The following is a 13,996-nucleotide window of genomic DNA, read 5'->3' as shown; positions in this document are numbered from 1 at the left end:
TCTTTTTATATTAATCTTTACACAATACTTCATGCATCTACTCTTTTGATTATACGCAGGGAACATAAGAGCCTCAAGAAAATTCAGAATATACAAAGTATGAAAAAGACACCTCTAAAAGAGATGTCTTTATTAAATCGGCAAAAACACTCCAGGTGCTTCCCCATGTTCATCGTCATCGAGCCACCATTTAAAGCCTTCTTGTGCAACTAATTTTTGTGCTTCTTCAGGACCTTGTGAGCCGGATGGATATTCATAAAGCGGCAGCATGTCAGCTTCAAATGCATCTAATACATGCTGCACCCATTGCCAAGATAGCTCTACTTCTTTCCAATGGGCAAAAAATGTGGAGTCGCCGATTAATGCGTCGTAAATAATTCGTTCATATGCTTCTGGCACACTTTCTTCTTCTCTTGAGAACGTAATACGAACCGGCTCAATAACACCATTTTTTAATGGATTTTTGCTGTTAAGCTGCAAAGCGACGTTTTCGCTTGGACTAATTTCAATAATAAATAAGTTTGGTGCTACTTTGTCATAAGGAGTTTCATACAGACCTTTTAAAGAATCTTTAAATTCTACGACGATACGAGTTGATTTTTCTTTCATTCGTTTGCCCGTTCGAATATAAAAAGGAACACCTTTCCAAAATGGATTATCAATCCATAAGCGAGCGGCTACAAACGTGTCATTTTTAGAGTCTGCTTCTACGCCAGGCTCTTCTTTGTATCCTCTAACAGATTTGTGATCGATTTCTCCGCTTCCGTATTGCCCTCGTACAACATCGCGAGCTACTTCTTCCGCTTGAATTTTCCTCAGTGACTCCATTACTTTTTGCTTTTCTTCTAAAATGTTTTCTGAGCAAATTCGTTTTGGAAGATGCATAGCTGTCATCATGAGAACCTGCAGCATATGATTTTGAATCATGTCGCGTATGGCCCCCGTATGATCATAATACCCTGCACGATTTTCAACACCGACTGTTTCACTTGCCGTAATTTGGACATTTGCAATGTGTTTGTTATTCCACAATGATTGCAGTACGGGGTTCGTAAATTCAAGCGCTTCTAAATTTTGCACCATTGGTTTACCTAAATAATGATCAATTCGATAAATTTCTTCTTCTTTAAACGTACTGCTTAGCTTTTCATTAAGCTCCCTTGCTGAAGCAAGATCATGTCCAAACGGCTTTTCAATCATTAGACGCTTCCAGCCTCCAGTTTGATCCAAGCCGCTTTTTTTTATATGCAGAGCAATTACATCGAAGTATTCTGGTGCTACGGACAAATAAAACAAACGATTTCCTTTACTTCCATGAGTTGTTTCTTGCTCATTCACAACCTTTAATAGCTGTTTGTAATCTTCCGTTTTGCTTGCGTCTACTGCTTGATAATGAAACAGCGACAAAAAATCTTCCTCGTTACTTTCCATTTTCCGTCTCGAAAAATCGTTTATAGATTGCTTTACACGCTCTTTAAAATCCTCATGAGATAGCTGCTCGTACCCTGATCCAATAATAGAAATAGCATCAGGGAGCTTTTTGTCTGTAAATAAATTATAAAGAGCGGGAAAGATTTTTCTTTTTGCTAAATCACCCGTTGCGCCAAATAAAACAAAAGTTAAGGACTCCACGTTTTTTCCTCCCGTCAGATTGCATGTATGATGGATTTTCTCTTCTCCTAGCTTACCTCTGTTTATTTGGGAATATCCTTTTTTCATCAAAAAGGACGCTCACAAATGCGAGCGTCCTCTGTTATTTACATTAAAATGTTTGTCATTCCCCACAGCAGCAAAAAGCTCAGCAGAATCGTCATATTGGACACGGTGCCGACAAATTTTTGATCGTATTTGAATTCTACTGCGTAAGGTAAAACGGACCCCGCTACTGGTAGAATGAAGCAAACTAAGATTGTATACCGGAACATATCTTCAAATGGAAGCAAGAAAAACAGCGCAATTCCTACGCCAAGTCCAATCACGTAGCGGATGCTTAAGAACATGATAATTTTTTTCAAATAGCTTTTTTGGAATGAAAAATTTAAATATACGCCTAAAAGCAAAAGAGAAAGCGGCATATTCGCTTTCGAGATAATGCCTGAAACGTCTAATACATATGATGGTAAATGAATGCCTATAATCGCCAGAAGACAAATGATTACATAGGTAAGAAGCGGCATTGATTTTAATACTTTATATAAAATCTTTTTAAATTCAATGTCAATATCATCCCCAGAGTAGTAGCTGCCAATTACATAGCATAAAACAAAAATAACAAAAGCATTTCCGACATCAAACATACCAAAATATTTAAGCCCTTCTTTTCCCCAGATGCCTTCTACTAATGGATAAGCAAACATTCCAATATTAAAACCTGGAATCATCATGGTCAGCATGCCTTTCACTTTTCGCTCATCTTTTCGAAAAACAAAAATTCCGACAGCAGCTAACAGCAAGCCATAGACAATTCCAATAACTAATAGTAAAATAAGCGATCCGTCAATTTTAATGCTGCTGAATGTAACAATAATCAAGCAAGGCATTGTAATATTAAAAATAATTCTTGCTAAAGCTTCCCCGTCTTTTTGCTGAAGAAGGTTTGTTCGTTTTAGTATGTATCCTAATAGAATGATTGTAACAGAATACAAAAACTGACTGTTAAAGCTACTCATAGACCTACTCCCTTAACCTCTTTTATACTTATTTAATCGATTGTTTTACCCTGTCTTTTTTAATCCTTTTTTCATTATAATATAAGTAGCTTAAAAAGAAACTAGAGAATTGGATGCAGTTTACCTGTTTGTTAGACAGAAACAGCTTAAAAACAAACGAAAAAACTTCCCCAAAACTGATTTTAAAACAGGACATTTTTCTTTTTTATGGAATTTACTTAAAAGGTATGAGTATTTTCATGAGGAGGAAGAAACGTGAAACGAAAAATGATAGCGCTTACTTTTTCTGCTGCTCTTTGTTTTTCCGCTTCAGGATCTCTTGCTGAAGCTGCTAACAAAACAGATGCCATTCCAAATGCTGATCAGTCAGCAGAAACCTATTTTGACGGAGCGAACGGGAATTGGCTGACGACTAAAAACCCGGCTCAATATCAGCTGGCTACGCTCTATGGAAACATCGGGCTTACTCCTTATAACTGGGGAAAAGCTGAAAGTGAATCAGGCTGGTATCGAATCAATCAGCCCGCTGCGGTTAAAGGAACGCAAGTAAATGGAATTTTTGAAGACGCTCAGTTCGTCATCCGTGTTCCTGATAACTGGAACGGAAAACTTGTGGTAGCCGGCATTCCTGCTACGCGCAACGAAACGTCCACCGATTTATTGTTCAGCGATTACGTTCTTAAAAAAGGCTATGCGTTTGCCGCGATTGATAAAGGAACGCAAGGGGAAAGTGACCCTAACGATCCTTTTGCTAAAGTAAAAAATGCGCTTGCTAGCGATGACGACAGCGTAGCAGAATGGAATATGCGCTATCGTCAAATGACAAAAGCAGCACAGCAATATCTGACTACTCATTACTCAGACAAACTAATCAGTCCGTCTAATCGAAAAAACCCTGCAAGCGATTTGATTCGCAACGATCATAAAGTACCAACGTATGCAATTGGCATTTCAAACGGTGGGTACGTTGTCAGATACGCACTTGAGCACGATGATCCAAAGCAAACAAAAGAGCCTCGTTTATTTGATGGAGGCGTCGATTGGGAAGGCGTATTATGGAGTTCAAAAGCGCCAAATTTAATTAGCTCACTAACACCTGTTGTCAACAACGCAGAAGAAGCGCTGTACGGAACGGGAAAAGAACAGAAAAAAGCCATGAAACAAATGTACAAAGCAGGTCTTCCGAAAGGATCAGAAAAATTGTGGAATTATCATGATCAAGTGTACTGGGCGGTCACATTAAACATTTACCGTGATCACTTTGATCCAACTGCTCCTGGAAGAACAAACTGGCACAACTATTTAAACTTTACTTCATCAGGCCTACGCGACCGTTCATGGGACTACATCTTTGAAAATTATCGCTATCAAACCCGTCCAAAAAGCGTAAAAGAAAATGTAGCAAAAGTAGAAAATACGGGTGATATCGATGTACCTCTTATTAGTATGACCGGCTCTCTTGACTCACTTATCTTTCCGTCTATTCACGCGGAAGGCTATGAAAAACTCGTTAAAAAAGCTGGCAAGGCAAATCTTCATCGTCTTTATACCGTTAAAAACGGAAATCACGTTGACAGCTTAGTATGGAATAAACAAACGGATCCAAATCAAGAGCTTCAGCCTCTGCTTCCATATGCCCATCAATCTTTTGATTTGTTAGTAGACTGGGTGGAAAATAAAAAATCAGCGCCTGCAAGTAAAGATATTCAAGCACCTCAAAATAACCTTAAAGTAATCGACATAAAATCTGGGCAAGAAGTAGATCCTCGCTGAGGTTGAGACATAACTAAATGAATCCAACCTAAAGACGAATAAATGAGACATAAATGAACTGGACTGCTTATTACACCGCAATTGATTTCCGTGCAAGGCTTCGCTTTGCACGGAAATCAACTGCTAGAAGGAACGAAACAGATAAAACTATATTCACAATCACAAAAAACGAACCACTAATCAAACATGTTGATTAGTGGTTCGTTTTTCACTTAGGGGAAAATGCTTTTGTCCCATACTCAGTCTTCATAATATTCAAGATACAAATGACCTGCTGAGTCTGCTTGACCTAAAAATACCTTATCGACTGCAGCACCTTTCTTTTGGAGTTGCTCTTTAACCCATGCTACGCTATACCCTAGCTCATGAACGGCTTCTTTCATTATATTTCCGTCCATGATAATCGTTTGAGGTAATTGTGTCGCCTCTCCTTTTATTAATAAATCTTCTCTCCTAACGTTTTGCTTTTCTTTTTTTAACAGCACGCTTAATTCGCCGTTGGTTTCAAGCATAGCAAAAGCTACGTCTTCCACATAAAAGATGTCTTTTTTGCGAAGCTGCTCCATGAGCTCATCTACTGTATATTTTTCTTTTTTTACATTTTCCTCAAGAATTTTTCCTTCTTTAATGAGGATCGTTGTCGTCCCTTCCACCGCTTTTCGAAAGCTTATGCTTTTTAACGATACGTTTGATACAAAAATAAGAAACGATGCCCACACTAAAATCGCGACTACCCCGTGACTTGCCTGTAAATCTACATCCATTGAAATTGTTCCCGCAATATCTCCAATTGTAATACCAACGATATATTCAAAAAAAGAAAGTTTGGATAACTGTTTTTTTCCCAACAGCTTTGTAATAAAAAACAAACCAAGTAAAATCAGCACTGAACGAAGTACTACTTCCATCCAATGATTCACCATAAGCACCTTCTTTACTAAAATTGATGTATCTTTTATTTTGTGCATATTTATATGTATCGAAGCAGCTTTTCACCTTCCATTATTTACATACCTTTCACGGCAGGTTAGAGTAGAAGGAGGAAACAAATGGGGGTTTTATGATGAATGATGAAGTGTTAACCGTATTTAACGACCAACAGCAGCGCATAGGAACAGCGTCTCGCAAAGAAGTTCATGAAAAAGGCTATTGGCACCAAGCGTTTCACTGCTGGTTTATCAGCCGTGAAAATGATACAGACTATATTTATTTTCAAATTCGCAGCGAACAAAAACAAGATTATCCCGGTGCGCTTGACATCACAGCTGCCGGACATTTGCTTCATACAGAAACCGTTCAAAATGGAGTAAGAGAAATTCAAGAAGAGCTCGGCGTCAACATTTCATTTGATGAATTGCTTCCTTTAGATGTCTTTAAATACGAAGTAGCTCAGCCGCACTATATTGACAAAGAATTCGCACACGTATTTTTATACTACAGCTCTCACTCTTTTAGTGCGTTTACGTTGCAGCAAGAAGAAGTATCAGGACTTGTAAAAGCGCCTTTTTCTCACTTTTGCGAACTGTGGCTTGGAAATCAAACAGAACTGATCGTTGAAGGGATAACAAATAAAAAAGAGCCTATTCACCGTATAGCACACAAAAGTGAATTTGCTCCTCATCCCGAAGCTTACTATGAAACGATCATTGCATTCATTAGTCAGCAGCTCCATTCAGCAAAAAAAGCTTAGAATCCTAAGCTTTTTCTGCTGAAAAAATCATATATGTTGCACTGCCAAGCGCAACAAGCTTGCCGCTGCTGTCTTCAATTTTCACTTCTCCAACTGCAAGCGTTTTGCCGCGGTGAGACAGTGTAGACTTTGCAACTAAATAATCGCCTATTCCTGGTCTTGTGTAGTTTACTTTTAACTCAACTGTACTGGCGCTTTCCTCCTCAGAAAGAGAAGACCGCACAGCTGAACCAACCGCCGCGTCGATAAGCGTTGCAATAACGCCTCCATGAACCGTTCCTCTTCCTTGCAGAAGCTGGGGTTGAATCGTGATTTTTAACTCCGCATATCCTTTTTCAAGCAGCGTTTCTTCAATGCCAATATAATCCCAAAACGGAATCATCCCTTTACTAGTTCGTTTCATTAATCTCATCCTTTGCATAAATAAACTATGTAAGAAATTCTAGAAAAGCTAGAGAAATCCTGTTTCTTCACATGCAAAAAGCGCTTGCTCTTTAGCAAACGCTTTTTATTTCTCTACTTTTCAAATAAAAACTGTACTTTGTTTTCTTTCCATACGGGTGATTGTAAAAAGCTACCCGGATTAACAAGTCTTATTGCATACCAACATTTATCCGATTTATATCCAAAACATCGGTGATTCCTTTCTCATTCATTCTTTCAAGCAGATACTCATACCCTTTTTCCAATGCAAGCTTTCTTTCTTCTTCATAGATAGGAACAAGTGTATACATATTTATGTCTTTATCTCTAGTATGGACGTTAGCCAGTCCGGACTCTTGAGGACGACAGATCATTACGCATGATAACTTTGTATTTGATGCAAATGGCTGAGGAGGTTCTCCATTTGGAAGAATAACTCCTTCCTCAAGCCATCCATCATAAAGGTGTGGAATATGAGCCACTTTCCTTAACCATCCAAAGGGCCAAGAATGATTTTGGTCTTGCATATTATCTTTTTCGACTATCCAACTTGAAGGTAATTTTAGTAGCAACTCTGCATACTTAAATGTTCTTTCTTCATCTGAATAATCCATAGGTTCATCACTCATACCGGTAGTTACAAGCGTGACGAAATCTTTATTCGTTGACGGAGGAATTATGTGAATAGTAACTGATACTCTACTACCTGGAACAGTTTCACTTATAGTATTTTCAATAGGACCGAAGTGTTTCGTAATATGATTTAAAATCTCAACATGACGGTCCTGATCAGTATGGTTCGTTGTAGTTACACCCGTAGAGAGCCTTCCCTGACTTTCTAACAATTTAACAATTTCTTTTTGGCCTTGTTCCTTTGCAAAAGTCAATGCGTCTACCTCTCTCATAGATTCACCACTATATTTAATATTCGTATCTATACCACTTTCAATTAATAGTTCTGCAATAGTAGCATGACCATTACTAATTGCACCAAACAATGGATTTCTTTCTGGATCACTTACATCCATATCTGCTCCACAAGATAATAGATACCTGACTATATCAATATGACCTGCAGAAGCAGCTTCGTTCAACGCTCCACCACCATACACTCCTCCAAGTACATTAACATTTGCACCGAGTTCGATTAGTTTCTTAACAATATCTAACTCTCCTCTAGAAGCTGCAACATGAAGCCAGGTTCCGAAAGGAGTCATCATATTTAATCGTTCAGGATTAAATCCGATTAATTCGGCTACCTTTTCAATATCGCCTTTTTTTATAGACGAACGAATTTCTTTTGCAACTAAATTACTATCCATTCCTCATTACCTCCTAGCGAGTAGTTCTATTTAAATTGCAATATCCTGATAGCCTACTTTCACTACTTTTTCATTTAATAGCCTAATCCCTAAGCCATTTTCCATATCCCATGTACAATTAAATGTCATTGTAATATCTCGCCCTTCAAAAATATCCGCATATGGAACAACAATCCCATCTAAAGTTATCATGTCTAGTACTTGATCCGCTGTTTTAATTAAGGGGTAATGTTCATTTAATCCACTATCATTGCCTAGTTCATGTTGCTTTTGATTATAATAGTCTATTATTGATTGCAAGAGACTTGGCTGTAAGTTATCCCAATTTTTTATGAATGATTGATATGCGGTATACTGATTTTCATCAAACATGCCCTCTTCTTCCCCATCAATCATCAAAGTTATCTGAACTTCTTTTCCCAAAAAACGAATAGTCGTATCCTTTATCCAACCATATTCATACTCAAGTTCACCAAAAATTGGATCGTTTATCATCATTTTAAAATCTCCTCTTTTTGTTTATTAGTAAACCTCATTTGTCTAAAGGCAGGTGAAGCTTCAGCAACTCTACTTACCCGCTGTCTTAGTTACTGCATTTTTTCTTTGAGAATATTTAGCGTCTTTATCATACCAAACTTCGATCTCGCTAATAAACTGCTTAAGATTTACTTGATAGTTAAATGGAATTCTGCGCAGTTATAAGAAAGAGATGAGAACATAACTAGCCTAAAATACGAAAAAAGGTTCTACTCATCCGACTTCGATGAATAGAACCTTTTTTTATTGACCGACTTTTGTCCTAGCCTCTATTTTTCAAACAAAAACTGTACTTTGTTTTCTTTCCATTCTAACTTGGCGTTAAAGGTCTTGTCTCCTTTTTTAAACCCTTCAATCAAATCTGTCTGTCCTTCGCTCAACAGCTTTTTTAAATTAGCTTGAGTGACTGTTTTACCTAAAATCTTTTTCGATACGGTAAACGTGCATTTTGTTTTTGCATAGTTTGAGCATCCGTAAAATGAGCCTTTATCCACTACTTTTCCATCGCAAAGCTTACACGAACCAAACGATTTGGAAGAAAAGCTTTTACCTTTGCCCTTGCCTTTTCGCTGAATGGATTCAGTGTCGTATCCGCTGAAGTTCCACTTACTTTCTGCTTCGACAGCATCTTCGATAATTTTAGCTGACAGCTTTTTTGTTTGTTCCATGAAGGCACCGGCTGATGCTGTCCCTTCACCAATTTCAGCTAAACGCTGCTCCCACTTAGCCGTCATTTCTGGAGAAGCTAAAATTTTATCGCCAATCGCGTCAATCAATACCTTTCCTTTATCAGTCGCAAATACTTGGTTTTTTTTCACATCAATATATTTACGGTCTTTAAGCATTGTAATGATTCCAGCACGCGTAGCTTCCGTTCCTAAACCTTCTGATTTTGCTAAAATTTTCTCCAGCTCATCATTATCTAAATGCTTACCAGCTGTCTTCATCAGTGTAATCAACTGACCTTCGGTGTAGCGTTTTGGAGGCTGTGTTTTACCTTCTTTTACGTCTACTTTAATAACTTTTCCTTCTTCGCCTTCTTGAACATTAGGAAGAATAACGTCGTCATCTTTCTCATTTTGAAAAATTACTTTGCGCCAGCCTTCTTGAATTTGCTGCTTTCCTTTTGAAATAAAAGCTGCTCGCTTTTCCACGAGTGTCGTAATCGTTGTGTAGTCGAAAATCGCTTTTTCGTAGTGTGCCGCAATTAGCCGTCTTACGACTAAGTCGTAAATTTTCTGTTCATCTCCTGACAGTTTGCTAGGGTCCTTCACTTGTTCTGTTGGAATAATCGCATAGTGATCGCTTACTTTTTTTGCATTTACATAGCGTTTATTTCCTAGAATTGAAGAGTAAGGAAGCGGAAATAAATGTTCGTATTCAGAAAAAGCACTCAGCTTTTCTAAAATCTCAGGAAACGTTTCTGCTTCACCTTCTGTTACGTAGTTTGAGTCTGATCTCGGATAAGAAACAATTCCTTTCTGGTACAGCCCTTGCAGCACATCAAGCGTCTTTTTAGGAGAAAACTTAAACGCTTTATTCGCGGTTGCTTGAAGTGATGATAGGTTAAATAACAAAGGCGGCTGAAACTCTTTTCGCTCCGTTACGAGTTCATGAACTTCCGCGTCTTTTCCTTCGCAAAACTGAGCAATTTTATACGCCATTTCTTTTTCTTTAAGACGTGATTCTCCGTCTTGATGCCATTTGCCTTCATATTTCTTTCCTTCAATATCAAACTTAGCAAGCACTTCCCAAAAAGGCTCTGATTTAAAATTATCAATTTCTTTTTCACGCTTTACAATCAAAGCAAGCGTTGGTGTCTGCACGCGTCCTGCTGAAAAAACATCTGACATGCCATGCTTTTTTAACAAGATGCTATACACACGTGAAGCATTCATCCCAACGACCCAATCCGCACATGCTCTTGTATATGCTTCATAATAAAGGTTGCGCGTGTCGCTTTCGTCTTTTAACTGTTGAAATCCATCATAAATGGCTTTTGGTGTTAAAGAAGAAATCCACAACCGTTTCATCGGCTTATGCACACCTGAGAGCTGGATGATATTACGGACGATTAATTCTCCCTCTCATATACTGACTTGTATATGTGTGTAAACACAAAATAAACTGTAATATCAATAGTTTAGATCATTTTTACTCATTTTCACAATTTACACACTAACTCTTGTAATAAAATTCCTTTTTAATAATTTAGTTTGAAGATATGAGTATATTTTTACACACCCCCATACACCTTCAATTCAATTTCAAAAAATAACAGATATATAAATTAGCTAATTTTTTCGTAAAATAGGCTAATAGAGTTGTTTCAACACTAAATTTTCATTTTCTTAAATAGACCTTTTAATTTTTACTATTTAAAGCTTTTATATAATATAGAAACAAAATCTGTTGTAGAAATTATATTAAATGCTATAAAATAAATAACTATATTTTTTCCTTACATCCTCACCAAAAAATTCTTTAGCAGAATGAAACAATATACTATGGGTGTCTTTTGCATCTCGACCATTGTAACATTGCGGATTATGATTGGCTTCTGTAAGCAATAACTCCATTTGTTCTCTGCTGAATTCTGTATAATAAGGACGTATACAACAACTAAAAAGAATATCTGCTACATCATAAGAATGACTGTGATAATAATGTTTGATCATTAAGTCATAAAATTTAGGTAGCATACTATACTCTTTACAAACTTTAAATAGGAAATCGATATCCGTGTTATTTAATATATAATTAAGGGCATATGGCTGGTTATAGTAGTTACCTGCTGTTGTATGGAATTCATTGCTCAATTTTGTTAAGTGGCTTTCCAGGGAATCTGATAAAAAATAGCTTTTAATCTTCAATGATGTTTTACTTTGAATTCGATTATTTAATAGTTGTTTTGAATGTTCCTTTAAAAGAAAGTAGACATTAGGGTATTTAGATAAAAAATCCACAAACTTATCTAAGATACTACTATCTTCGTCTAGAAAATCGCTAAAATGAGACTGTTCTTTTTTTACATATTCAAAAAGAATTTCCTTATATCTCTTATAGATAATTAATAGCACTTTATAGTTAATATTTCTGTTTTCAGCTTCCTTCTTTCCATTGCTTTTAAAAACACACTTCCATAGATGTTTAAAGATATACTCTACTAGCTCCTTATTAAAATGAACAAAGAATTTAGATTCTAAATAAATTTCTAATCTACTTTCTGTGGAGAAATCATTTTTAATTCGTTCGATTTCTACTAAAAAGGGAATAAAGACATTTTTTGTAAATAGTGGATGTTTGTTTAATAACCCTTCTAAAATGTTGATCATTAGTGACTCCACCATTTCCTTATTAGGTCTAAACAAAATCTCCAATGAATTTAAGACAGGGTGTCCAGAGAGATTACGATATTTTTTTAATGTAGTGATATGAGTATATACATCATTTTCTAATAGTTTGGCTTCCTTAAACGCTTTTTCAATGAGATTATTTTCCCAAACAGGCGAAACCGGATTTTCCTCTTTATCTGTTTCTAAATCTTCTAAAATTTTTCTAGCTTTTTCATCGTTATGGATATCTCTTAAATCATTTAACTTAAAGATTAAATCACAAATAACTACGGTATACAGCATCACTACAGCAGATCTGTAATTTTCATTCTTATACGAGCTGAGAACTTCTTGAAAATAATCTTTTGTTTTTTGATGGTAAATGCCTTCAGCTAGTTGAGTTAAATCTTGTCCCATACCAATCTCCACTTCCTCTATATCGTTTCTTTTGTTCCTCAACTATATATTACCATTTTTCCCGGACTTTAATATTAAGTTAAGATGTATATTCCTCAGCTCTTTAAACAAAATGTATTTAAAAAACTGCATCCTATCAATAATCGTTTTCTACCATAGACTTTTATATGCAGTTAATCTTAGGGGCTAGCTCTTTTCAGTACGTTTTGCTTATATACTTTTAAAGGTAAATGTTAAGAGCACCACTTGTATTATTTTAGTGGTGCTCTCTTTTATCTATACAAATAATTAAGGAAACAAATGCTTGCTGAGTATTTAAAAAGAGTATTATTTATATTTTTTGTCATAAAGTTTCATTTCCCAAGTTCGAATACTGTAAAAACCCGCATCAATTCTATCTTTTTCTGTCTTCAAATATTTAATTAATCCTGTAGGATAGTGAGCAGTATTATAGTCTAATTGTACTTTATCGTTTGGACTATATAGCATCACAATAAATAGCTCCTTATTTTTATAATCCATCCCTACACAAGAAATGTTAGAGCTGGAGCCTAGACGAAAAATAAACATAATTCTATAGATTCTAATCACCTCTTTGATGGTTTATTGGTTTACTGCTTTATAATTTTCTCTTTAATAACTTTAACTGATAGCATACTTAAGCAGTCTTTTATTGATCAAGCCTTTTGGAAAGATATGTGGTGAAGCTTGTATGAGAAGTAACTCAGCTTCTTTTAACAAAGCTTCATTGGCGTGGGGAAGCACAGCCAGTACTTTGACACTTAACTTATTTCTATTAAAAGCTGCTTGAAGCTCTTTACTATGATGCTTTTCACTTAACAACAAACTACGATGAGTAGCAATCCGTGCTCTTAAGTCTCTACTACATCCAATATATACTTTGTTGTTCTGCTCATTTTCTAAAATATAAATACCTGCTACATTTGGAAGCTCTGCATTCTTTTTATATTTTAAAAGGTCAACTTTTTTATTCATAAAACATCACTCCTTTTAACTTATAAGGCAATGTTACTTTATTAAAAATTAGGGAAACAACTTTTCCACCTTATGTGCTCTCAGTTCAATCCTCTTCGCACTGACCTTCATCCCCTGCCCTTAATGTAACCTTCTCTCTCAAAATAAAGTTCGTTAACTGTCTACAGTTAACTGTCTTTTCTCCATTACAGTTAATTTATAAAAATTCATCTTTTTAACATAAATAAAATATTTCGTTTAAAATCTTAAAAACTTAAGAGGTGAATTATATGAAATACAACCCTAAAAATTTTTCAGTTAAAATAATTAAGGGACACGCTTACATATATTCTTGGTCATATCGTAAGATATCTTATCGAACAAGCTCAATTTCACAACGATATTATTGGAAGTATAGAGGAAGATATGGAACGAGACGAGTGCGAGACTTTATGAAGAGATTAACAATTGAAGAACAAGAACAGCTAAAAAAGGAGGTAGAAAGAAAACTAAGTGTACATAAACAAATACAGAATCAGGTAGACGAACTTTTAAAAACTGAGCCTTTTAACTCTCAATATAAAGAGATTATAGAAATAAAGAATAGAATAAATCGTGAACAATCTTTAAGAAAATTACATAGCCAATTAAATGCCATAGTTAGGAAAAATGCAGGTATTTAGTAACCTACATAATCATTAATATACATCAAAAGCAGCTAATAGCATTACTATTAGCTGCTTTTACGTTTTGTTAAATGCATTCCTAGAAATTCAGTTTAGCTAAAGTTTCTCATTGTCTTAAGTTAGAATTCAATATTGGCAAATAATATTTTATAGCATTCCCAAAAGTCTT

General features: G+C 35.8%; 13 protein-coding genes and 1 pseudogene. 4 read left to right on the top strand and 10 right to left on the bottom strand.

Annotated elements, in window-relative coordinates:
* Positions 1-132: 132 nt before the first annotated feature.
* Both zwf and MMB68_RS10555 read right to left on the bottom strand, forming a co-directional pair.
* The gene (gene zwf, locus MMB68_RS10560; RefSeq protein ID WP_264409093.1) at positions 133-1,632 is read right to left on the bottom strand and encodes a glucose-6-phosphate dehydrogenase; all 1,500 of its coding nucleotides are present in this window, start codon (positions 1,630-1,632) and stop codon (positions 133-135) included.
* A gap of 125 nt (positions 1,633-1,757) precedes the next feature.
* On the bottom strand, positions 1,758-2,669 hold the full coding sequence (locus MMB68_RS10555; protein ID WP_025752008.1) for an AEC family transporter: 912 nt from the start codon (positions 2,667-2,669) through the stop codon (positions 1,758-1,760).
* A gap of 255 nt (positions 2,670-2,924) precedes the next feature.
* Here MMB68_RS10555 and MMB68_RS10550 point away from each other — a divergent pair, with 255 nt between their 5' ends.
* Entirely contained in the window at positions 2,925-4,442 is a 1,518-nt protein-coding gene (locus tag MMB68_RS10550; protein ID WP_221812858.1) for an alpha/beta hydrolase, read from the top strand.
* Positions 4,443-4,495: 53 nt separating this feature from the next.
* Positions 4,496-4,639, top strand: a complete 144-nt coding sequence (locus MMB68_RS10545) for a hypothetical protein (protein WP_277548842.1) — start codon at positions 4,496-4,498, stop codon at positions 4,637-4,639.
* A 42-nt stretch (positions 4,640-4,681) separates the two neighbouring features.
* Here MMB68_RS10545 and MMB68_RS10540 read toward each other — a convergent pair whose 3' ends face one another.
* Positions 4,682-5,365 carry a DUF421 domain-containing protein gene (locus MMB68_RS10540; RefSeq protein WP_260507801.1) on the bottom strand — a complete coding sequence of 228 codons (684 nt, stop codon included), beginning with the start codon at positions 5,363-5,365 and terminating at the stop codon, positions 4,682-4,684.
* A gap of 137 nt (positions 5,366-5,502) precedes the next feature.
* Between MMB68_RS10540 and MMB68_RS10535 the strand changes: the two genes are divergently transcribed.
* On the top strand, positions 5,503-6,132 hold the full coding sequence (locus tag MMB68_RS10535) for an NUDIX hydrolase (protein ID WP_221782712.1): 630 nt from the start codon (positions 5,503-5,505) through the stop codon (positions 6,130-6,132).
* 4 nt (positions 6,133-6,136) lie between these two features.
* On the opposite strand, the gene MMB68_RS10530 is transcribed toward MMB68_RS10535, so the two are convergent.
* From MMB68_RS10530 to MMB68_RS10500, 7 genes and pseudogenes are all read right to left on the bottom strand, one after another.
* Positions 6,137-6,535, bottom strand: coding sequence for a PaaI family thioesterase (locus tag MMB68_RS10530; protein ID WP_221782710.1), 399 nt, complete (start codon positions 6,533-6,535; stop codon positions 6,137-6,139).
* 190 nt (positions 6,536-6,725) lie between these two features.
* On the bottom strand, positions 6,726-7,877 hold the full coding sequence (locus MMB68_RS10525; RefSeq protein WP_221782708.1) for a suppressor of fused domain protein: 1,152 nt from the start codon (positions 7,875-7,877) through the stop codon (positions 6,726-6,728).
* A 30-nt stretch (positions 7,878-7,907) separates the two neighbouring features.
* Positions 7,908-8,375 carry a DUF6985 domain-containing protein gene (locus tag MMB68_RS10520; protein WP_221782706.1) on the bottom strand — a complete coding sequence of 156 codons (468 nt, stop codon included), beginning with the start codon at positions 8,373-8,375 and terminating at the stop codon, positions 7,908-7,910.
* 308 nt (positions 8,376-8,683) lie between these two features.
* Positions 8,684-10,501, bottom strand: a pseudogene (locus tag MMB68_RS10515) (type IA DNA topoisomerase); the annotation flags it as partial.
* Positions 10,502-10,840: 339 nt separating this feature from the next.
* The gene (locus MMB68_RS10510; protein WP_277548840.1) at positions 10,841-12,166 is read right to left on the bottom strand and encodes a hypothetical protein; all 1,326 of its coding nucleotides are present in this window, start codon (positions 12,164-12,166) and stop codon (positions 10,841-10,843) included.
* 327 nt (positions 12,167-12,493) lie between these two features.
* On the bottom strand, positions 12,494-12,658 hold the full coding sequence (locus MMB68_RS10505; protein ID WP_277548838.1) for a hypothetical protein: 165 nt from the start codon (positions 12,656-12,658) through the stop codon (positions 12,494-12,496).
* Between the two features lie 150 nt (positions 12,659-12,808).
* Positions 12,809-13,162, bottom strand: coding sequence for a GIY-YIG nuclease family protein (locus MMB68_RS10500; protein ID WP_277548836.1), 354 nt, complete (start codon positions 13,160-13,162; stop codon positions 12,809-12,811).
* 269 nt (positions 13,163-13,431) lie between these two features.
* Here MMB68_RS10500 and MMB68_RS10495 point away from each other — a divergent pair, with 269 nt between their 5' ends.
* Positions 13,432-13,824 (top strand): hypothetical protein, encoded by a 393-nt coding sequence (locus MMB68_RS10495; RefSeq protein WP_277548834.1) that lies wholly within the window; start codon positions 13,432-13,434, stop codon positions 13,822-13,824.
* The last annotated feature ends 172 nt before the right edge of the window (positions 13,825-13,996 follow it).

The organism is Priestia sp. Y58, assembly GCF_029522095.1.
Lineage (GTDB): Bacteria > Bacillota > Bacilli > Bacillales > Bacillaceae_H > Priestia > Priestia megaterium_E.
The sequence above is the reverse complement of the archived record's forward strand: the minus strand, read 5'-3'. Positions and strand labels throughout refer to the sequence as shown.